Source organism: Dongia sp., assembly GCF_041918875.1.
Lineage (GTDB): Bacteria > Pseudomonadota > Alphaproteobacteria > Dongiales > Dongiaceae > Dongia.
Genome location: NZ_JAYRUV010000003.1, coordinates 161,547 through 182,308, shown reverse-complemented (window position 1 = coordinate 182,308; position 20,762 = coordinate 161,547). Strand labels below are relative to the sequence as shown.

General features: G+C 63.0%; 18 protein-coding genes and 1 tRNA gene. 7 read left to right on the top strand and 12 right to left on the bottom strand.

Going from position 1 to position 20,762, the window contains the following annotated elements; all coding sequences use genetic code 11:
• Positions 1-138: 138 nt before the first annotated feature.
• Entirely contained in the window at positions 139-672 is a 534-nt protein-coding gene (locus ACE3TY_RS04520) for an N-acetyltransferase family protein (protein ID WP_374651293.1), read from the bottom strand.
• Positions 669-1,595 carry an N-formylglutamate amidohydrolase gene (locus ACE3TY_RS04515; protein WP_374651291.1) on the bottom strand — a complete coding sequence of 309 codons (927 nt, stop codon included), beginning with the start codon at positions 1,593-1,595 and terminating at the stop codon, positions 669-671. The genes ACE3TY_RS04520 and ACE3TY_RS04515 overlap by 4 nt, the downstream gene beginning before the upstream one ends.
• A 251-nt stretch (positions 1,596-1,846) precedes the next feature.
• On the opposite strand from ACE3TY_RS04515, the gene ACE3TY_RS04510 reads away from it, so the two are divergent.
• The 4 genes from ACE3TY_RS04510 (at position 1,847) to ACE3TY_RS04495 (ending at position 5,944) form a co-directional block, all read left to right on the top strand.
• Positions 1,847-1,921, top strand: a tRNA-Val gene (locus tag ACE3TY_RS04510).
• 209 nt (positions 1,922-2,130) lie between these two features.
• Positions 2,131-3,261 (top strand): TRAP transporter substrate-binding protein, encoded by a 1,131-nt coding sequence (locus tag ACE3TY_RS04505; RefSeq protein WP_374651289.1) that lies wholly within the window; start codon positions 2,131-2,133, stop codon positions 3,259-3,261.
• Between the two features lie 122 nt (positions 3,262-3,383).
• Positions 3,384-4,022, top strand: coding sequence for a TRAP transporter small permease subunit (locus ACE3TY_RS04500; RefSeq protein WP_374651287.1), 639 nt, complete (start codon positions 3,384-3,386; stop codon positions 4,020-4,022).
• Positions 4,019-5,944 carry a TRAP transporter large permease subunit gene (locus ACE3TY_RS04495; RefSeq protein WP_374651285.1) on the top strand — a complete coding sequence of 642 codons (1,926 nt, stop codon included), beginning with the start codon at positions 4,019-4,021 and terminating at the stop codon, positions 5,942-5,944. The genes ACE3TY_RS04500 and ACE3TY_RS04495 overlap by 4 nt, the downstream gene beginning before the upstream one ends.
• A 3-nt stretch (positions 5,945-5,947) precedes the next feature.
• Here the strand turns inward: ACE3TY_RS04495 and ACE3TY_RS04490 are convergent, their stop codons facing one another.
• Positions 5,948-6,586 (bottom strand): TetR/AcrR family transcriptional regulator, encoded by a 639-nt coding sequence (locus ACE3TY_RS04490; RefSeq protein ID WP_374651283.1) that lies wholly within the window; start codon positions 6,584-6,586, stop codon positions 5,948-5,950.
• Positions 6,587-6,675: 89 nt separating this feature from the next.
• On the opposite strand from ACE3TY_RS04490, the gene ACE3TY_RS04485 reads away from it, so the two are divergent.
• Positions 6,676-7,614, top strand: coding sequence for a DMT family transporter (locus ACE3TY_RS04485; protein ID WP_374651281.1), 939 nt, complete (start codon positions 6,676-6,678; stop codon positions 7,612-7,614).
• Positions 7,615-7,660: 46 nt separating this feature from the next.
• On the opposite strand, the gene ACE3TY_RS04480 is transcribed toward ACE3TY_RS04485, so the two are convergent.
• Positions 7,661-8,599, bottom strand: a complete 939-nt coding sequence (locus ACE3TY_RS04480; RefSeq protein ID WP_374651279.1) for a dihydrodipicolinate synthase family protein — start codon at positions 8,597-8,599, stop codon at positions 7,661-7,663.
• 106 nt (positions 8,600-8,705) lie between these two features.
• Positions 8,706-9,287 carry a TetR/AcrR family transcriptional regulator gene (locus ACE3TY_RS04475; RefSeq protein ID WP_374651278.1) on the bottom strand — a complete coding sequence of 194 codons (582 nt, stop codon included), beginning with the start codon at positions 9,285-9,287 and terminating at the stop codon, positions 8,706-8,708.
• Between the two features lie 163 nt (positions 9,288-9,450).
• Here ACE3TY_RS04475 and ACE3TY_RS04470 point away from each other — a divergent pair, with 163 nt between their 5' ends.
• Positions 9,451-10,734, top strand: coding sequence for an MFS transporter (locus ACE3TY_RS04470; protein WP_374651277.1), 1,284 nt, complete (start codon positions 9,451-9,453; stop codon positions 10,732-10,734).
• 1 nt (position 10,735) lies between these two features.
• On the opposite strand, the gene ACE3TY_RS04465 is transcribed toward ACE3TY_RS04470, so the two are convergent.
• From ACE3TY_RS04465 to ACE3TY_RS04450, 4 genes are all read right to left on the bottom strand, one after another.
• Positions 10,736-11,632 carry a bifunctional 5,10-methylenetetrahydrofolate dehydrogenase/5,10-methenyltetrahydrofolate cyclohydrolase gene (locus ACE3TY_RS04465; RefSeq protein WP_374651275.1) on the bottom strand — a complete coding sequence of 299 codons (897 nt, stop codon included), beginning with the start codon at positions 11,630-11,632 and terminating at the stop codon, positions 10,736-10,738.
• Positions 11,633-11,812: 180 nt separating this feature from the next.
• Positions 11,813-12,475, bottom strand: coding sequence for a transaldolase family protein (locus ACE3TY_RS04460; protein ID WP_374651273.1), 663 nt, complete (start codon positions 12,473-12,475; stop codon positions 11,813-11,815).
• Positions 12,472-13,416: a carbohydrate kinase gene (locus tag ACE3TY_RS04455; RefSeq protein WP_374651272.1), complete on the bottom strand. Its 945-nt coding sequence runs from the start codon at positions 13,414-13,416 to the stop codon at positions 12,472-12,474. Before ACE3TY_RS04455 ends, ACE3TY_RS04460 begins: the two co-directional genes overlap by 4 nt.
• 1 nt (position 13,417) lies before the next feature.
• Positions 13,418-14,266, bottom strand: a complete 849-nt coding sequence (locus tag ACE3TY_RS04450; RefSeq protein WP_374651270.1) for a fumarylacetoacetate hydrolase family protein — start codon at positions 14,264-14,266, stop codon at positions 13,418-13,420.
• On the opposite strand from ACE3TY_RS04450, the gene ACE3TY_RS04445 reads away from it, so the two are divergent.
• Positions 14,265-17,900 (top strand): class I SAM-dependent DNA methyltransferase, encoded by a 3,636-nt coding sequence (locus tag ACE3TY_RS04445; protein WP_374651268.1) that lies wholly within the window; start codon positions 14,265-14,267, stop codon positions 17,898-17,900. The two genes, ACE3TY_RS04450 and ACE3TY_RS04445, sit on opposite strands and share 2 nt — an antisense overlap.
• A 15-nt stretch (positions 17,901-17,915) precedes the next feature.
• Here the strand turns inward: ACE3TY_RS04445 and ACE3TY_RS04440 are convergent, their stop codons facing one another.
• From ACE3TY_RS04440 to ACE3TY_RS04430, 3 genes are all read right to left on the bottom strand, one after another.
• Entirely contained in the window at positions 17,916-18,659 is a 744-nt protein-coding gene (locus tag ACE3TY_RS04440) for an SDR family oxidoreductase (protein ID WP_374651267.1), read from the bottom strand.
• Positions 18,660-18,831: 172 nt separating this feature from the next.
• Positions 18,832-19,659 (bottom strand): amidohydrolase, encoded by an 828-nt coding sequence (locus ACE3TY_RS04435; protein ID WP_374651266.1) that lies wholly within the window; start codon positions 19,657-19,659, stop codon positions 18,832-18,834.
• On the bottom strand, positions 19,656-20,702 hold the full coding sequence (locus tag ACE3TY_RS04430; RefSeq protein WP_374651264.1) for an aldo/keto reductase: 1,047 nt from the start codon (positions 20,700-20,702) through the stop codon (positions 19,656-19,658). The genes ACE3TY_RS04435 and ACE3TY_RS04430 overlap by 4 nt, the downstream gene beginning before the upstream one ends.
• Positions 20,703-20,762: the final 60 nt, after the last annotated feature.

Here is a 20,762-nt window from a genome sequence, read left to right as displayed (position 1 = left end):
ACGACGCATTTCTCCCCTGACAGGCGTTGTCGCAAGGCGCCCCTCATGGGCGTTTCCTCCCAGAACTTGGGCCGTGCCGTCAGGCACGGCCTTTTTTTCTGCCGGCAAAGAAACCTGCCGCCTAACGCCCTGAAATCGTTAATTTGTCGGAGCAGTAGAAGCGCCGTCACCAAGGCCGCGCTGCATCAGAACCGTATCCACCCAACGGCCGAATTTGAGGCCGATGCCGTGGAACGTGCCGGTCATTTCGAATCCCAGCGCCTTGTGGACGCCGATCGAAGCCTGGTTGGCCGAATCGCCGATCACCGCGATCATCTGCCGCTTCCCGCTGGCGGTGGCATCCGCAATCAGGCGCGCCAGCAGCGCCCGCCCCAGCCCCTTGCCCACGAAGCGGGGGTCCAGATAGATCGAATCCTCGACCGTGAAACGATAGGCGCTCCGGGGGCGATAGGGGCCTGCATAGGCATAGCCGGCGATCTCGCCCATGGCGTCGGCCGCCACGACATAAGGCAGCCCGGCCCCGGCGATCGCCTGCCAGCGCCGGCCCATCTCGGCAAGGTCGGGTGGAATTTCCTCGAAACTGGCAAGGCCGGTAAAGACGTGGTGCGCATAGATGCGCTGGATGGCGGCCAGATCTTCCGCCACCGCCGGGCGGATCGGAAATGCGTTCATTCCTTCAACAGCTCCGCCGCCTTTTCGCTCAGCATGGTGATGAGTCCGGTCATGGTGGCCTGCACGGCGGCAAAGCCGGCGCTGCGCTCCAGCGACCGTTCATGCACATAGAGGGCCCGGTTGATCTCCAGCTGCAGGACATGGATTCCGGTGGCCGGCCGGCCGTAATGCTGAGTCACGAATCCGCCCGAATAAGGGCTGTTCCGGCGCATGTTGGCCCCGCCGGCACGCAGATAGGCATCGATCGCGGCGGTGACCGCCGACGCGCAGGAGGCGCCGAAGCAATCGCCCAGCACGAAATCGACCCGCCCGTTGCCGGCATGGCGCGAATCGTGCGGTCCGCCGACCGAGGGCATGGAATGGCAGTCGAGCACGAGGCAGACGCCAAACAGCGCCATCGCCTCGCTGCACAAGGCATTGAGCGCCGCGTGATAGGGCCGGTAATAGCGCGCCAGCCGCGCCTCTGCCTCGGCGAAGGAGAGCTTGCGGCGATAGATCTCGCGGTCGTTGGCGCCCAGGCGCGGCACCACGCCCAGGCCCGCCGCCACGCGCGGGGAGGCGGTATTGGCTCCTTCCGGCAGGCGGTCGCTGAACATCGCCGGGTCGAGCTCCAGCGGCTCGCGGTTGACGTCGCAGAAGCTCCTGGGAAAGAGGGCAGCCAGCAGCGGCACGCCAAGATCCGGGGCGGCCGCCACCAGCTCGTCGACATAACAATCTTCGGAAAGGCGCAGTTCCTGCCGGCTGAGGCCGGCGCTGGCCAGGAACTCCGGCGGGTAGGATTGACCCGAATGCGGCGAGGCGACAATCACCGGGGCCCGCCACGCCAGGGGGCGGACCAGGTTGAGGATGGCTTCGCCAGAAGCGACGGAATCGAGCTGTGTCGCAGTGCTGGCCGGCTCGCGATGAAAGTCACCGTTTGGCATCCAGCCCAGATTTAGTGATTTTTGGCGGCCCTGTCACGAGCGCCGACGCCGGCCGAGGCCGATTTTTGCGCTGGGCCTGCCAGCCTATCTCCTTCGAAACCATGCGGAAATCGTGGGCGATCGGGGGAAGGCTTGCATTCCAGGTACGAGGATGCTATTTCGCCACCCGCCGACCGAACTGGCCATCCCACACCAAGCCAGTTCGAGCGTGTGCCACCCCCGGAATCCAGGGGGCCGGCCGCAGGTCAGGCGGGCGCGTAGCTCAGCGGGAGAGCACTACCTTGACATGGTAGGGGTCACAGGTTCAATCCCTGTCGCGCCCACCATCCCCCCTTCGTCACGGCACTGCAGCAGAGTTTTGCTGCGACTTGCATAGACTTTCGTCTTAAGCACGCGCGACTCATTACCGCTCGACCCTGTCCGGCCGGCGCTCTAGTCTTTTTACACCGTTCAAGAAGACCGGCACCCAAGGACCGGCCGATCATGCGTTGAGGAGCTAGACAGCAACGAAAATCCATAACCTGGGAGGGAGATCATGAAGAAGCGGGATAAGACCACCCTGACCGATCAATCGCGCCGCAAGTTCCTCGGCGCCGCCGCAGGTGCCGGCGTCGGTGCCGCCGCTCTCGCCGCCCCCAATGTGGCGCGCGCCCAAGATCCCATCACCATGAAGTGGCAGAGCACCTGGCCCGCCAAGGATATCTTCCACGAATACGCGCTCGATTTCGCGGCCAAGGTCAATTCCATGTCGGGCGGCCGGCTGAAGATCGATGTCCTGCCGTCGGGCGCCGTGGTGAAGGCCTTCGACCTGCTGGATGCGGTGAGCAGCGGAACGCTCGATGGCGGCCATGGCGTCATCGCCTATTGGTACGGCAAGAACTCGGCGCTCGCTTTGTGGGGTTCGGGCCCGGCCTTCGGCATGGATCCCAACATGCTGCTTGCCTGGCACTATTACGGCGGCGGCCGGGATCTGCAGCAGGAGATTTATTCCAGCCTCAACATGAACGTGGTCTCGTATCTTTACGGTCCGATGCCCACGCAGCCCCTGGGCTGGTTCAAGAAGCCGGTCGCCAAGGCCGACGACCTCAAGGGCCTGAAATTCCGCACCGTCGGCCTGTCGATCGACATCTTCACGGCGCTCGGCGCCGCTGTGAATGCGCTACCGGGCGGCGAGATCGTGCCGGCGATGGATCGCGGCCTGCTCGATGCCGCGGAATTCAACAACGCCACCTCCGACAAAATCCTGGGCTTCCCCGATGTCTCGAAAATCTGCATGCTGCAGAGCTTTCACCAATGCTCGGAGCAGTTCGAGATTCTGTTCAACAAGGCGAAATACGACGCCCTGCCCGAGGATCTGCGTTCCGTCATCGATCACGCGGCGCAGGCTTCCTCGGCGGACATGTCCTGGAAGGCGATCGACCGCTATTCGAAGGATTACGAGGCGCTGAAGGCCGACGGCGTCAAATTCTACAAGACGCCGGACGCCATCCTCACCGCGCAGCTCGATGCCTGGAGCAAGATCATCGAGGCGAAATCGGCGGAAAACCCGATGTTCAAGAAGGTGCTGGACTCGCAACGTGCCTATGCCGAGCGGACGGTCCGCTGGCAGAACGACACGCTGGTGAATTTCCGCATGGCCTACAACCACTTCTTCGGCAAGGCCTGATTCTGCGGCATGGCCTGATTCTGGGACATGTCCTGAGAACCGATCGGAAATGACTGGGATCGGCGCCCGAAGACAGCAGCCGGACGCCGATCCCTTCGCTTTGTCTGAATGGAATGTTGCGCATGGGGAAAGCCCTTAACTTCATCGACGGGCTGAGCACCTGGTCCGGGCGCGCCTGCGCCTGGGCCATTGTGGCGCTCACGCTGATGATCAGCTACGAAGTCTTCTCGCGCTACGCCTTAGGCGCGCCGCACGCCTGGGTGTTCGACGTTTCGGCCATGTTCTACGGGCTTCTCTTCATGATGGCCGGTGCCTATACGCTGGCCCATGGCGGGCATGTGCGCGGCGACGTGCTCTACGGTTTCTTCCCCGCGCGCCTGCAGGCGGCGATCGACCTTGTCCTCTATATCCTGTTCTTCGTGCCGGGCATCGTCGCCATGGTCTGGGCCGGTTGGGTCTATGCCGGCGAATCCTGGATCATCGACGAACATTCCTCGATCTCGGCCGACGGTCCGCCGATCTACCCATTCAAGGCGGTTATCCCGATCGCGGGCGCTCTTTTGCTGCTGCAAGGCATCGTCGAAATCGCGCGCTGCATCCGTTGCCTCCAGGACGGCAAATGGCCGCGGCGCGCCAGCGATGTGGAGGAAGTCGATGTCGAGAAGCTGAAGGAGATGGTGCATGTCAGCGACGCGGACATCGCCGCCCTCGACAAATATGTGATCGCCGATCACGACAAGAAAGATGGACCCGGTTCATGAGAAAGGAATTGTGGTTCGGCCTCGTCCTGATGGCCATCATCCTGGTCGGCACCGCACTGATCCTGCCGGCACCCGGCGACATGACGCGCGGCCATCTCGGCCTCCTCATGCTGGCGCTGGTCGTCGTCACCATCATGCTGGGCTTCCCGACCGCCTTCACCCTGATGGGCATGGGCATGATCTTCACCTGGATCGCCTTCGATTTCGATTTGCGCCACACGCTGGACCTGATGGTACAGCGCACCTACGGCGTTATGACGAACGACGTCCTCATCTCCGTTCCCCTCTTCGTCTTCATGGGTTATCTGGTCGAACGCGCCAACCTCATCCAGCGCCTGTTCACCAGCCTGCACCTCGCCACCGCCTGGCTGCCGGGCTCGCTCGCCGTGGCGACCCTGGTCACCTGCGCCATCTTTGCGACTGCGACCGGGATCGTCGGCGCCGTCGTGACACTCATGGGGCTGCTCGCCCTCCCCGCCATGTTGAAATCGGGCTATGACATCCGCCTTTCCGCCGGCGTGATCACGGCCGGCGGCTGTCTCGGCATTCTCATTCCGCCCTCGGTGCTGCTCATCGTCTATGGCGCCACGGCCGGCGTCTCCGTCGTGCAGCTTTATGCCGGCGCCTTCTTTCCGGGCCTGATGCTGACCGCGCTCTATATCGGCGGCGTCATTCTCCTGAGCTGGCTGAAGCCCGACCTTGCTCCGCCGCTGCCCAAGTCCGAGCGCCGGGTGACGCTGTCTCCGCTATTGGCCGCTGTCGCCGCCGAGCAACGGCGGCCCTGGGCGCCGATCGCCATTCTGCGCGCCGCTTTCCTCGGCGGGAAAGGTGCTGCATCCGGGCGCGGCATCTGGCGCGAAGTGTTGCTGCTGGCGATGCCGCTACTCACCTTCATCCTGCTCATGGGCCTGATCTATCGCGGCGTCACGGCGCCGGCCGATCTGGCCGAAAGCGGGCTGGTCGAAATCGGTGCCGAGGAAGGCGGCGATTACAGCGGCGATCTGGCCGAACCGCCGATGGAAGGCGATTTGGCCGAGCCACCGGGCGAGGAAGGCGGCCTTGCCGAGCCGCCAGGTGCCGAAACCGAACCCCTCGCCACGCCCGAAGAACCCGCTGCAAGCCAAGCCGCACCGGTGCGGGATTCAGGGAACGCCGCGGCCCGACGCGCTCCGGCACCCAATGCTTACTGGTGGGTGTTCGGCTTCGGCTGCCTGTGCCTTCTCGTCTTTTATGCCTTGCTCAATTTTCAGCGCTACCAGATCTACCGCCTGCTGCTGGAATCATTCGTTCCCTTAAGCCTGCTGATCCTGGCAGTGCTGGGCACGATCGTCTTCGGCCTCGCGACGCCGACCGAGGCCGCCGCCATCGGCGCCCTGGGTGGCGTGCTGCTGGCTTTCCTCTACCGCCAGCTCTCGCGGCGGGTGATGACGGAATCGGTCTTTCTCACGGCCAAGACCTCCGCCATGGTCTGCTGGTTGTTCGTCGGTTCCTCGATCTTCTCGGCCGCGTTTGCACTTCTGGGCGGCCAGGAACTGATCGAGACATGGGTGCTGGGCATGGATCTGACGCCCATCCAATTCATGCTGCTCTCCCAGGTCATCATCTTCATCCTGGGCTGGCCGCTGGAATGGACCGAGATCATCGTCATCTTCATGCCGATCTTCATTCCACTGCTGGGTCATTTCGACATCGACCCGCTCTTCTTCGGCCTGCTGGTGGCGCTCAATCTGCAAACCGCCTTCCTCTCGCCACCCGTGGCGATGGCCGCTTTCTACCTGAAAGGCGTCGCCCCACCCCACGTGACCCTCAATCAGATCTTCGCCGGCATGATCCCCTTCATGCTGATCCAGGTCCTGGCCATGCTCCTGCTCTATCTGTTCCCAGACATCGGGCTGTGGTTGCCGCATGTGCTTTATGATTGAGGGTCAGGCCCTGCGCGATGCTGGCTTCCGCGGCGACGGGCGTGGCGGGTTGGCCTTCTGATAGGCACGCAGCAGAGACTGCGCGGCGGCACCTGCCGACCGGGCATAACTCGTATCGCGGTGGATGAGAATCTGCGTTACCGCACCGTCGAACAGGATCATGATCTGTCGCGCGAGCATTGCAGCATCCTCAACGCCCTCGGCGCGCAGCAATTCCAGAAGCCAGTCCTCGAAACGCTTCTTATGCTTTGCCGCCGCGACGCGCGCCGGATGACCAACCAAAGCCGCGAATTCACTGGCGGCTCGCACGAAGCTGCACCCCTTCCATTCCTTGTTCCGGGCATTTGCTTCCATCTGCGCAAAGATCCGCGCGATCTGCTCTGCCGCCGGCGCCGCCGGCCCGTTTGAAACATCCTGCGCAACGACACCCTGATAGCGGCCCAGCGTCGGCAGGTCGCGTGCATCGAGATAGGCGGCGATGAGATCGTCCTTGCTCTTGAAGTGATAGTAGAGCGTGCGCTTGGTGACACCGGCGGCCTGCGCCACGGCATCCACCCCCACGGCCTGGATACCCTGGCCGTAGAACAGCTTGTCTGCCGCCTCAACCAGGCGGCGTCGGGTCTCGTTGGAATTGCGCGCCATCTCCAAAGTATACTGACAAGTGAGTATATCTGGCTAGATCCATCCGGCAGGCTGGGTGACGTTGTGACACCGACCGGAGCCATCAGCCAATGACCCAGGACAGCATCAAGCGACCCGGAACCGCCGCGCTTACGAAAGTTCAGACAGGCATCGTCATCATCATACTGACGGTGTTCGCCATGTCCTTCGCCGATGCGGTGGTCAAATTTGCCAGCGCGGCCTTTCCGCTTTGGCAGATCTATGTCCTGCGCTCCCTCATGGTATTGCCGGTTCTGGTTGCCATCGCCTCGTGGCAAGGCCGGGCCGGCTCCATGGCGTTCCATTCGGCAAGATGGGCGTTCCTGCGCGGAATGCTGCTCGCTTTGATGTATATCGCCATCTACGCGGCAGCCCCCGTGCTCAGCCTGCCCGTCATCGCGGCAGCGCTCTACACGGCGCCACTGTTCATCGCGTTGTTTTCCGCTTTGTTCGTGCGCGAAAAGGTGACGCGGCGGCAATGGGCTGGGATCTGCCTTGGCTTCATCGGTGTTCTTGTCATTCTCCGCCCGGCAGCCGAAGGTTTCTCGCCTCTCGCCCCCATTCCCATCGTCGCGGCCATGCTCTATGCTCTGGCGGCCATCATGACGCGGACCAGATGCAGCACGGAAACGCCGATGGCGCTCGCTCTCGCGGTGAACCTATCGCTTCTGGCCGTCGGCCTGGCGGCTTCTGCCGTCATCTACCTTTGGCAGCCAAGCCCCGATCAGGCTGCCGTCTATCCGTTCCTGCTCGGTCATTGGGTGGCGATGGCTGCGCGCGAATGGGGCATCGTCGCTTTGCTGGCTGTCCTCATGGTCGCAATCAGCCTGGGACTCGCGAAGGCCTACCAGTCGGCCCCATCCTCGGTCATCGCCACCTTTGACTACAGCTATTTGGTGTTCGCCGCGTTCTGGAGCTTCGTCATGTTTTCGCAGACGCCGGACGGCGCCACCATCATCGGCATGGTGATGATCGCCGCCGCCGGCTTGCTCGTGATCGACCGCTCATGACTTGCCAAAAGAATGAATCAGCGAAAGAGCGCTCGCGGCGCTCCGCCTACTTCTTCCCTTCCCAATTCGCATACCAGCTCTTGAACAGCTTCAACTGGCTTTCGGCGAAATGCTTCTGGCTGGCCGAAAGCTCGTCGCTGGCATTGAAGTGCAGCGTGAATTCCGGGCTGCCTTCCAGCACCATCATGTATTTGTAGAAGAGAACGAGGTCCGGCCCTTCGTCGAAGGTCGAGAGCACCATGAGGGCGCTTTCCAGTTCCTGGGCCTGCTTGCGGGCGACGGCATCGCCGGTCGCGGCCTTCTCGCAGAGCTCAATCAGATGCAGCACATGTCTGGGCAGCACATTGCCGATGCCGGTAATGGCGCCGGCCGCACCGCAATTGACGAAGCCATGGAAAACCTGCGTATCGACCCCGACCATCAGCGTCAGTGACCTGTCGCGGCCGGTGATGTGCTGGGCGGCGTAGCTCAGCGAATCGGCGCCGCCGAATTCCTTGAAGCCGACCAGGTGCGGATACTTGGCCTGCAGATCGAAGAAGAGGTCCGCCCTGGTCTCGAAGCCGTAATAGGGGCTGTTGTAAATGACCGACGGCAGATCGACTGCCGCTTCCAGGATGCCGGCGAAATGCGCGCGCTGGGCGGCCACCACCGGCCCGCGCGACAGCACGCGCGGAATGATCATCAGTCCCTTGGCGCCCACGTGTCTGGCATGGGCCGCGAGGGAAGCGGCGCGGACCGGGTTCTGCGCGCCGGTGCCGACGATGACCGGAATGCCGGCCTTCACCAGCTTTTCCACCCCTTCCATGCGTTGCTCGTCGGTAAGCAGCGGCCAATCGCCCATCGAGCCGCAATAGACCACGGCCGACATGCCGGTCTGGATCAATTCCTGCGCCTTCTTCACCAAGGCCGCGAAATCCGGCGTGCGGTCGGGCTTGCAGGGGGTCATCAACGCCGGGATGCAGCCCCGGAACACATTGCCGCTCAAGATAAATCTCCTTCGATCCTTGCCTGGCGCTTATATGCGCGCCGGCGCACAGATAAGGCTATCGGAGCGGCAAAGGCAATGCAGTCGATACGGAATTGGGCGGGGGCTATTTGCCGGCCACTTTCCGGGCCAGCGACGCCGGCAGGGTGTCGAGAATTTCCGCCGAGAGGTCCGGCCTGGCTTCCGCCGTGGCGCGCGCCAGGATCATGCCGCCCACCAAGGCAGCGACGATGCCGATCGCCTGGGAGCGGATCTGTACCGGGTTCTTGCCCTCGCCGGTCCGGCTCAGCAGCTTTTCGATACCGGCAAGGTAGGCCGCGACGCCCTCGGCGAATTTCTCCTGCACCTCGATTTCCTGATGCGAGATTTCGCTGCCCAGCGACACCATCGGGCAGCCGCCGTCGCGGCGGTCGCGATGCGTCGTCGTGAAATAGTTCGTCACATAAGCAGCAAGGTCATGATCCTGCGCGACGCGTGCCAGCCCTTCGTCGAAGGCGGCCCGGCAGGCTTCCGCCGCCAGCGCATCCTTCGATTTGAAATGGCCGTAGAATCCGCCATGGGTCAGGCCCGCCGCCTGCATGATCTCGGCGACACCCACGCCGTCCAGCCCGCGCGCGCGGAACAGGTCGGCGGCGGCCTTCACGATGGCCGCGCGATGCGCAGCGGCTTTCTCCCGCGTCACTCTCATTCGACTTTCCTCGGGCGGAGCAGCAATCGGCACTTGAGCCTAATCATGATTGTCGTCATAATTAACCGCAAGGCAAATATGGCACAGGTCCAATCCGCGTACTTGTCGCGTTCCGCCATACCCTTTCTCTTTGGCGCATCGGTTTCACCTGCAGGATGCATGCATGATTTCGAACGCTCTCGCCGCCGCTCTGGCGCGCCGGCAGATTCATTACGGTTGGGTTGTCGCTGGGACCACATTCTTCACCATGTTCGTCACGGCCGGCGCCATCGGCGGCCCGGCCATCCTGCTCGTCTCCCTGCAGCGCGAATTCGACTGGACCAATTCGGAAATTTCCAGCGCCTTCGCCGTGCGCCTGGTGCTTTACGGATTGATGGGACCATTCGCCGCAGCCCTCATGAACAAGTTCGGCGTGCGGCGGATGATTCTCACCTCGCTGGCGTTCATCGCCATCGGCCTGCTGCTCTCGCTCGGCATGACCGAAGTCTGGCACCTGGTCCTGCTGTGGGGTCTCGTCCTGGGCCTTGGCACCGGCATGACGGCAATGGTGCTGGGCGCCACGGTGGCGGCGCGCTGGTTCACGCACAGGCGCGGCCTGGTGGTGGGCTTTCTCACCGCCAGTGCCGCGACCGGGCAGCTGGTCTTCATCCCACTCCTCCTGCATATCGCCGAGGCGGCGGGCTGGCGCTGGTCGGTGGGGCTTCTGGTGCTGCTGCTGGGTGTCACCGCGCTGGTCGTGCTGGCCTTGATGCGCGACCGGCCGGGCGATCTGGGCCTTGCCGCCTATGGCGAAACCACAGTGGCGACGGCCGGCCCGCCGCCGGGTGTCGCCGCGACGTCGATCGCCACCGCGGCGCTCCACGCATTGCGCGATGCGGCGCGCAGCTGGGTGTTCTGGGTGCTGGCCTTCACCTTCTTCATCTGCGGCACCAGCACCAACGGCCTCATTCAGCCACATCTCATCCCCTTCTGCCTCGATTTCGGCATTCCCGAGCAGACCAGCGGCTATCTCCTCGCCATGATGGGCGTCTTCGACTTCATCGGCACGGTGGCGTCCGGCTGGCTCTCGGACCGCTATGACAATCGCTGGCTGCTCTTCTGGTATTACGGCCTCCGGGGCCTGTCGCTGCTCTATCTGCCGGTGTCGGATTTCAGCTTCTTCGGCCTCTCCATCTTCGCGATGTTCTACGGCCTCGACTGGATCGCCACGGTGCCACCGACGGTGAAGCTGTGCGCGGAACGCTTTGGCCGCGAACGCGCCAATCTCATCTTCGGCTGGGTCTTCGCCGCGCATCAGCTGGGCGCCGCCGCGGCCGCCTACGGTGCCGGCTGGACGCGAACGGAGCTTGAAACCTACCTGCCGGCCTTCTTCGCCGCGGGCGCCCTGTGCCTGGTGGCCTCGGCCCTGGTGATGACGGTGCGCAAGCCAGCACCGCGGGCCGCGTAAGCTACTCGGCCTGCGGGCCGAACAGACTCTCGTAATGCTTCTTCTGGCGCGTGGCGCCGATAACGGCGTTGCGCATGAGCACGGCGACGGTCACCGGGCCGACGCCGCCGGGAACCGGGGTGATCCAGCCGGCGATCTTGGCGACGGAGTCGAAATCGATATCGCCCACCACCTTGGTCGAACCGTCGGGCAAGGTGATCTGGTTGATGCCGATATCGATGACGGCGGCACCCGGTTTCACCATCTCGGCACTGATCAGTCCCGGCTTGCCGACGGCGACGAACAGCGCATCGGCGCGGCGGCTGTGGACCGAGAGGTTGCGCGTCATGTGATGGCAGACGGTGACGGTGGCGCCCTCCGCCATCAGCAGGAAGGCGATGGGCTTGCCGACGATTTCGGAATGGCCGACGACGACGACCTCCAGCCCGGCGAGGCCGAGGCCCGTCTGGCGCAGCAATTCGACCGAGGCCATGGCCGTGCAGGGGCCAAGCTCCAATTCATTGTAGACGATATTGCCGATCGAGGCCGGATGCATGCCTTCGACATCCTTCAAGGGATGGATGGCGCCCTGCAATTGCTTGATGGAGAGATGCGATGGGACGGGGCGCTGCAGGATGATGCCGGTGACGCGCGGGTCGGCATTCATGCCATGGATCGCCGCCAGCAATTGCTCCTGCTGGATATTCGCCGGAAAGTGCATCTCGTCGAACTGGATGTCGGCCTTCTCGGCGGTGCGCTTCTGGTTGCGCACATAAAGATGCACCGCACTGACATCGCCCACTGAAATCGAGCAGAGCCTGGGTGCCCAGCCGGCGGCCTTCAGATCGGCAACCTGGGTTCGGCTCTGCGCCAGCATGGTCTCGGCGACCGCGCGCCCGTTCAGCAATGCATTCGACATCGGACTTCAACTCCACTTCACACCTGACCGCGAGGCGAGCTTTTAGCCCTCGATCCGCGTCATGTCCATGACAGGGTTGCCGCAGACACGAAGCTGAACATCCATTCAAGAATTGAACGGATATTCAGCTTCAAGGGCGATGGAGCGGCCTGTCGGCCGATTTTCGCCGTCCCGCGACGGCTATTTAAGGCTCGTTTCGGCGGCCTTCATGAAATCGGCGGCCGCGGCGTCGCTTTGGGCATCCTGGCCCAGCTGTCCGGCCAGCGCCGGGGTAAGCGTGAAGGTGTCGAACCCGCGCGCGGCGAGCGTCTCCAGCTGATCGATCGAGCGGATGCTGGCGACCAGCACGCGCAAATTCCCGAGGCGGGCGGCGATCGACTGCATGGCATCCAGCCGGCCGTCGGCATCGATGCCGGCATCGAGCATGCGGCCATAATAGGGCGCCACATATTGCGCCCCGATGCTGGCGGCGAGCATGGTCTGATGGGCGGTATAGCAGGCGGTGATCGTCACCGGCACGCCTTCGCGGCAGAGTGCCGCGGCGGCTTCGAAACCGGCGCCGGTCGCCGGCACCTTCACGGTGACGCCGTGCCACAGATTGCGCAAGGCGCGGCCGCTGGCCAATAGGTCCGCCGCACCATGGCCGGTCACCTGCAATTGCAGTTCGGCGATGCCGGCCTCGCGCACGTCGGCGGCGAGTTGCGCGGCGGTCGGCAATTCCACGCGCTTGCCCGCGCGCGAAATGATGAGCGGGTTGGTGGTGACGCCATGGAGCCAGCCGCGGCCGTGGCCGATTTTCCAGTCGCCCGCATTGGCGCTGTCGATGAAGAGGCGATAGGTCATGGCAGGTCCTTGAGGTCGGCGGCGGACGGCAGATCGGCGCCGCGCCGGCTGCAGGTGATGGCGGCAGCCCTGGCCCCGAAGGATAGCAGAGAGCGCAAGGCATCGGAATCGAGATCGGCGGCTTCGGCCGATCCAAGCGCATCATGCTTGTCGAGCCAGGCAAGCGTTGCCGCCTGGAACGTATCGCCAGCACCCACGGTATCGACGACATTGACATGGATGCCGGGCACCGAGGCGCTGCAGCCATGCCCGGTGAAGGCCAAAGCCCCCTCGCCGCCTCTGGTCACGATGACGAGGCGCACGCCGGCACGGATCCAATCCTGCGCCAGATGTTCGAGCGACTGTCCCGGAAAGAGCAACCCGGCATCCTCCGAACTCAGCTTCAGTAGATGCGCCGTGCCGGACATGGCGGCGATGCGGCCGCGCCACACATCGAGATCGGTCACGATCGATGGCCGCACATTGGGGTCATAAGAGATGAAGCGACGCTCCCTTTCGCGCTTGGCCAAGGCAACCAGAGCGGTGGCGCTGGGCTCGGTCGCGGTCGTATAGCAACCGATATGAACCGCCCGGATCTCGGCCGGCAATTGAGGCGGCAATTCATTCAGCGTCAGGGAGCGGTCGGCGGTTCCTTCCGTATAGAAGACGTAACGTGCACTGCCGGTTTGGTCGAGTTCGACCATGGCCAGCGTAGAGTTCCGTTCCGTTGGCACGATGAGGCTGGTATCGACGCCTTCCTGCTTGAGGTAGGCCAGAATGCGCTGACCAAAAATGTCCGTCGAATTCTTGGTGAAGAAGCCGACACGCCGACCCAGGCGCGCCAAGCCGACGGCGATATTGAGCGGCGATCCGCCGGCCCGGCCATCCAGGCGAATGGTAGCCGGGCTGCCGGTCGGCGACGAAAAACAATCGAACAGGGCTGAGCCGCAGGAGAGGAACATCTTACGGGGTCGCGATGACCTGTTGGCGCTGCTCGCCAAGGCCAGCAATGCCAAGCCGCATGACCTGGCCGGCCTTGAGATAGATCGGATTGGGCTTCTGCCCGAGGCCGACGCCCGGCGGCGTGCCGGTCGAGATGACATCGCCCGGCTGCAGGCTCATGAATTGCGAGATGTAATGGACGAGATGCGCCACGCCGAAGATCATCGTTTTGGTGGAGCCGTTCTGGTAGCGCTTCTCGTCGACATCGAGCCACATGGAGAGGTTCTGCGGGTCCGGCACTTCATCCCTGGTCACCAGCCAGGGGCCGGTGGGGCCGAACGTGTCGGCGGATTTGCCCTTCACCCATTGCCCGCCGCGCTCGATCTGGAAGGCGCGTTCGGAAATGTCGTTGATGACGCAATAGCCGGCGACGTAATCGAGGGCCGACTTCTCATCGACATAGCGCGCCTCGCGGCCGATGACGACGCCCAGTTCCACTTCCCAATCGGTCTTCAGCGAATTCCTGGGGATCATCACATTGTCATTGGGCCCCACCACGGCGCTGGTCGCCTTCATGAACAGGATCGGCTCCTTGGGCGGCTCGGCGCCGGTTTCCTTGGCATGGTCCGAATAATTGAGGCCGACGCAGATGAACTTGCCGATCGAACCCACGCAGGCGCCGTAGCGCACCGGCCCCTCGACCTTGGGCAGCGAATTGGGGTCGATGGCTTTGAGCCGCGCCAGGCTGTCCGGCGAGAGGACGGCACCGGCAATGTCCGGAACATGCTGCGAAAGATCGCGAATATTGCCTTGGGCATCGAGCAGGCCGGGTTTCTCGGCGCCCGAGGCGCCATAGCGTAGGAGTTTCATGCGTTCCTCAGAACTGGCGTGGAATTTGGCCGCGAATCTGGCGGACAGCGCCGCCCGGGCGTCACAAAGCCAGCTTGACCGGATTCGCCCGAATGCGCCAATTAACCTACCCGCCGCCGCCTGTTCCAATCAAGACTCCTATGCTATGCATCACAACAATCAGGACGAGCAGACCGGGGACCGGGCATTGGCTTCCAACGCCGAACATGCAGCAATCGACGCCTTCATCGCGCGTTGGCAAGGCCGCGAGGGCGGACAGGAACGGGCAAATTATGGCCTGTTCCTGACGGAATTATGCGACATCCTTGACGTGCCGCGACCGCAACCCGCTTCAGCGTCGACCGAAGAAAATGACTACGTCTTCGAACGCGCCGTTCGGGAGCCGGGTGGCGAGGGATCGTTCACCACCCGCCGCATCGATCTTTACAAAAAAGGCTGCTTCGTCCTCGAAGCCAAACAGAGCCGGCAAAAAGGCGGTGCCAAGGAGATTGCCGGGCAGGTTGACCTGTTCGCCGGACAATCGGCGGCGAAATCGGTGCCAGCTATCGGCAAGCGGGGGGCGGCGCGCGCCTGGGACGTGCTGATGATGAACGCGCGCCGCCAGGCGGAAGGCTATGCGCGCGCATTGCCGACGTCCCATGGTTGGCCGCCCTTCATTCTGGTCTGCGATGTCGGGCACTGCTTCGAGGTCTATGCGGATTTTTCCGGGCAGGGCAAGAACTACGCCCAGTTTCCGGATCGCCAGGGCTTTCGACTCTACCTCGAAGACCTGCGCGATGCGAAGATTCGGAACAGGCTGCGGCAGATTTGGACGGACCCGCAGGCGCTCGACCCAGCGCGCCATGCGGCCGATGTGACGCGGCAGATTGCCGGGCGCCTCGCGGCCGTGTCCAAATCGCTGGAGAAGGCCAAACACTCGCCAGAGAATGTGGCGATGTTCCTGATGCGCTGCCTGTTCACGATGTTCGCCGAAGATGTGGAACTGCTACCGAAGAACTCGTTCCGCGATCTCCTCGACAGGTGTCGCAAAGAGCCGGAAAAATTCCGTGAGATGGTCGGCCAGCTTTGGGAGGCGATGGATCAGGGCAAGTTTGCCTATGCGCTTGAAACGACGGTACGGAAATTCAACGGTGAATTTTTCAAGTCGCGCGGCACCCTGCCCCTCGGCCGCGAGGAAATCGGCGAATTGTATGAAGCGGCACGGGCCAACTGGCGCGATGTCGAACCGGCCATTTTCGGCACGCTGCTGGAACAGGCGCTGGATACCATTGAGCGCAAGAAGCTCGGTGCCCATTACACCCCACGCGCCTATGTCGAACGGCTGGTGGTCGCGACCGTGATCGAGCCGCTGCGGCAGGAATGGAATCAGGCACTCTCCACCGCGGAACGACAGAAGTCCGAAGGGCGCGCCAAGGATGCCATCGGGACGATCAAGGCCTATCACGACAAGCTGTGCAAGATCCGCATTCTCGACCCGGCCTGCGGCACCGGCAATTTCCTCTATGTGTCGCTGGAGCTGATGAAGCGGCTGGAAGGCGAAGTGCTGGAAGCGCTGTCCGACCTGGGCGGACAAGAAGCGCTGTTGGGACTTGAGGGTCATACGGTCGACCCGCATCAATTTCTGGGGTTGGAGGTCAACACGCGTGCGGCGGCGATTGCCGAGCTGGTATTGTGGATCGGCTATCTGCAATGGCATTTCCGCACCAAGGGAGCAGCACCTTCGGAGCCGATCCTGCGCGCGTTTCACAATATTCAGAGCATGGATGCCGTCCTTGCCGCCAACGAGACGATGGCCAAGGACGAGCAGGGGAAACCGATCCTGCGCAATGGCGAGATCGTCTATACCTACAGCCATCCGCACCGCCCGGACTGGCCCGCGGCCGAGTTCATTGTCGGCAATCCGCCTTTCATCGGCGGCAAGGATTTGCGCGCGAGGCTAGGCGATGAGAAAGCCGAGGCCTTGTGGGCGGCGCACTCGCACATGAATGAGAGTGCCGATTTCGTCATGTATTGGTGGGACCATTGCGCGAACCTGCTGACCCGCAAGGGAACGGCGCTCAAACGCTTTGGCCTGGTGACCACGAATTCCATCAGCCAGGTATTCCAGCGCCGTGTGATGGAGCGTCATCTGAAGGCCAAGAAGCCGATATCGCTCATCATGGCGATCCCGGATCATCCCTGGACCAAGGCCGGAAAAGACGCCGCCGCCGTCCGCATCGCCATGACGGTTGCAGAGCCCGGCAGCAAGGAGGGCGTTCTGCGGGAAGTCGTAAGTGAAGCGGCATTGGACACGGACACCCCCGCGATTGAACTCAGCGATCGAGTGGGCGCGATCAATTCTGATTTGACGGTCGGCGTAGACGTGACAACGGTAGCGTCCCTCAATGCTAACTTGGGTATTTGTCACGACGGTGTGAAGCTCCATGGGAGGGGCTTTATCGTCACGCCACAAGCTGCGTTGTACCTGGGCCTGGGCAAACGGCCGGGATTGGAACAACATATTCGAGAATATCGCAATGGGCGGGATCTTGCCTCCAAGTCAAGGGGCTTTATGGTTATTGATCTGTTTGGATTAAATGCTGACGACGTTCGTAGAAGATTTCCCGAAGTCTATCAGCACTTGCTCGCGACAGTGAAACCCGAGCGTGACGCCAACAATCGCGCAACTTATCGAGAGAATTGGTGGATCTTTGGAGAACCGCGAAGGGAACTGCGCCCCGCACTCGCGGGCCAGTCGCGATTCATTGCAACGGTCGATACCGCTCGACATCGCGTTTTTCAGTTTCTGCCGGCTGACATCATCTGTGATGACAAGTCGGTCGTTGTTGCAGCAAGCGACGCCTATATACTCGGCGTGCTTAGCGCGCGAATTCATATCGTTTGGTCGTTACGTGCTGGCGGTTGGCTGGGCGCGGGCAATGACTCCGTTTACACAAAAACTCGAACATTCGACCCATTCCCCTTCCCGATCGCGAACGAGACTCAGCAATCGGTGATTCGCGCCATCGCCGAGGAGATCGACGCCCATCGCAAGCGCGTTCTGGCAGCGCATCCGCAACTGACCTTGACCGGTCTCTACAACGTGCTGGAGAAGTTGCGCGCCGGCACAAGGCCGGATGCGCTGGAGAACGAGGACCGGCTGATCTTCGACACCGGCCTGGTCCTCATCCTCAAGGAACTGCACGACCGGTTGGATCTTGCCGTGGCGGACGCCTATGGCTGGCCGGCGAATTTGTCAGATGATGAACTGCTGGCGCGCCTTGTCGCGCTCAACAAGGCGCGCAGCGCCGAAGAAGCGCGGGGAGAGGTGCGTTGGCTGCGCCCCGAATACCAGATCGAGCGCTTTGGCACGCCGGCGGACAAGGCGGAGCAGTTCGAGGCGGATCTGGTGGGCGTCATCGACCGCGTGCAAAAGCCGAGCTTCCCCAGCGACGATATGGGCCAGACGGCTGTCGTCATGGCGGCACTCGCCGCATCCCCCGGTCCGGCATCGCCCGCCACCATTGCGGCCACGTTCCGTCAGGGCAAGCGGGCCGAGCCCAAAGTGCAGTCCGTGCTGACATCGCTCAGCCGCATGGGTGTCATCGCTTCAATCGACGCCGGCAAGGCTTATTTGCTGCATCGCGCGTCGTAAGTGGATGGCACCGCCTCAGATATTCGTCCAGCCGCCATCGACGGCCAGAGCGGTTCCAGTCATCAAAGCAGATTCGTCGCTGGCAAGAAAGAGAGCAGCGGCGGCGATTTCCTGCGGCGTGCCCAGCCGGCCCATGGGTTGGCGGGCGATGAAGGCCGCGCGCGCCTTTTCATAATCGCCTTGCGCGCGCATGCGGTCCTGCAGCGAGGGGGATTCCACGGTGCCCGGGCAGATGGCGTTGCAGCGGATGCCCTTGGTCACGAAATCGGCAGCCACGGATTTTGTAAGGCCGATCACCGCCGCCTTGCTGGTGCCGTAAACGAAGCGGTTGGGGACGGCGATCATCGAGGAGGCAACGGAAGCCATGTTGATGATCGAACCCTTGCCACGGTCCAGCATGCCCGGCAGTACGGTGCGGATCAGGCGGTACATCGACTTCACATTGAGATCGAAACTGAAATCCCAGTCCTTCTCGGCGCAATCGAGGATCGTGCCGTTATGGACGAAGCCAGCGCAGTTGAAGAGCACGTCGATGCGGGGTTCTTCCGCCACCAGGGCGTCGATCGCCGCCTGTTTGGTGACATCCACCAAACGCGTGCGGATGCCAGGGACGCCATTGAGCTTTTCGAGCTGCTGGGCGGAGATGTCGGTGGCGATCACTTGCGCCCCTTCGGCCGCGAAGGCACGCGCCGTCGCCTCGCCGATGCCTTGCGCGGCGGCGGTGACGAGGGCGATCTTGCCGGAGAGTCTGTCGGTCACGGTGGTTTTCCTCTTCCTTAGCCTCTCCCCTCGCGGGAGAGGCAGCGAGCGTCAGCGAGCGGCGAGGGGGCGGTAGCATCCAGTTCGCTGTGAGGCCCCCTCACCCCGACCCTCTCCCGCGAGGGGAGAGGGAGATGTGTATAACGCAGCGGTGGCGTTCAAATTCGATGCCCTACCCAATCCGATAAAACTCCTTCGCCGTGCCGCCGAAGATGGCGTCGCGGTCGGCGGGTTTGACGATTTCTTCCGCCGCTGCTGCCCAGGCATCGTAGCCGCCAGCGAGGTTGATGACGGGCCAGTCGGAGCCCCACATCACCCGATCGGCGCCGAAGCTATCGATGATGTGCTGGGCATAGGGCTGCAGCGTCGCCGCGTTCCAGCCGTCGTGGGCTTCCGTGGCCAACCCTGAGAGTTTGCAATAGGCGCCGGTCTTTTCGGCGATGGCGGACATCTTGGTGGCCCAATTGTCGAAACCGTCATCGCGGATCGCGGGCTTCATGCCGTGATCGATCACCACGCGCATTTTTGGATAGCGATCGAAGAGCCGCAGGAAATTGTCGAGATGGCGCGGCAGGCCCAGCGCATCGAAGGTGAGATCGAGCGCGCAAGTAGCGGCGTATCCCCATTGCACATCAGGGCGCAGCATCCAGTCGGTGTCCTCGATATCCTGGATCATGGGTCGCACGCCGGAGAATTTGCCGTGCCTGGCCCAGCGCTCCAGATGGCGGCGATGATCGGCCACCTCGAAATCGACCCAGCCGACGACCTTGGCGATCCAGGCGGTCGCGTCGGCAAGGCCCAGCATATATTCGGTCTCTTCGATACTGGGTCCCGCCTGCACCAGCACGGTGCGGTCGATCTTGTACTTGGCGCGGTGGTTTTCGAAATCGGCCGGAAAGAAATCGCGCCGCAGAGGAGCCAGTTTGTCGCTCAGATGCATCCAGCCGTAATCGCCGCGCGCGATCGCCCAGAAATGCTGATGCGCATCGACGCGCATCATTTGCCGCCCCGGTCGAGACCGTGCGGCACTGGAGCTTCGGCGCGGATGAAACCCTTTGCCTTCAGGTCCGCCCACAGGGCCGATGGGATGTCGGCTGCGAGTGTATGCATATTGAGCGCCACTTCCTGGGGCCGGCTGGCGCCCGGAATGACGCTGACCACGGCAGGATGCACGAGCGGGAAGCGCAAGGCGGCCTCGACCAGCTTCACGCCATGGCCGGCGACGATCTTCTCGATGCCAGCGACGCGGTCGAGGATTGCTTGCGGCGCCGGATCGTAATTGTAGAAGGCACCGGGCCTGGCGCCGCTGGCGAGGATGCCGGAATTGTAGGCGCCGCCGATGACGATGCCGATCTTCCTTTGCTCGCACAGCGGCAGGAAGGAACTGAGCGCTTCCTGTTCGAGAAGCGTGTAGCGGCCGGCCAGCAGGAAGATATCGAAATCGCCTTGCTGGGCCAGAATCTCGCATACTTCCCATTCATTGACGCCAGCGCCGAACGCCTTGATGATACCCTGGTCGCGGAGCTTCACGAGGGCGCCATAGCCACTCTTCATCAGTTCGGCGACCTTCTCGTCGCGGGCGGCGGCGCTCTTATGGTTGAAGATATCGATATCGTGGACGAAGAGGATGTCGACCCGGTCAAGCCCCAGTCGCTCCAGCGAGGCTTCGATGGAGCGCATGATGCCGTCATGGCTGTAATCGTAGACTTCGCGGCGCGAGGGCGTGTCGAAGAATTTGCCGATGCCGGTGCGGCTCTCGGGCGGGCAGGCCCGCAGCAGGCGGCCGACCTTGGTCGAGAGCACATAGGAATCGCGGGGCTTGCCGCGCAGGAAATGGTTGATGCGCGTCTCGGAGAGGCCAAGGCCGTAGAGGGGCGCCGTATCGATATAGCGGATGCCGGCATCCCAGGCGGCAGCGCAGGTCGCCTGCGCCTCCTCCTCGGTGAGCGCGCGGTAGAGATTGCCCAAGGGCGCCGTGCCGAAGCCAAGCTCGGTGAAAGGGATCTCGGCGCCGGAAGGCGCCTTGAAGATTCTGGATTTCATGTCATTCCCCTTCGCAAATTCTTCTTCTCGGTCTTCGTTGCATCCCTCGCCCCGCATTTG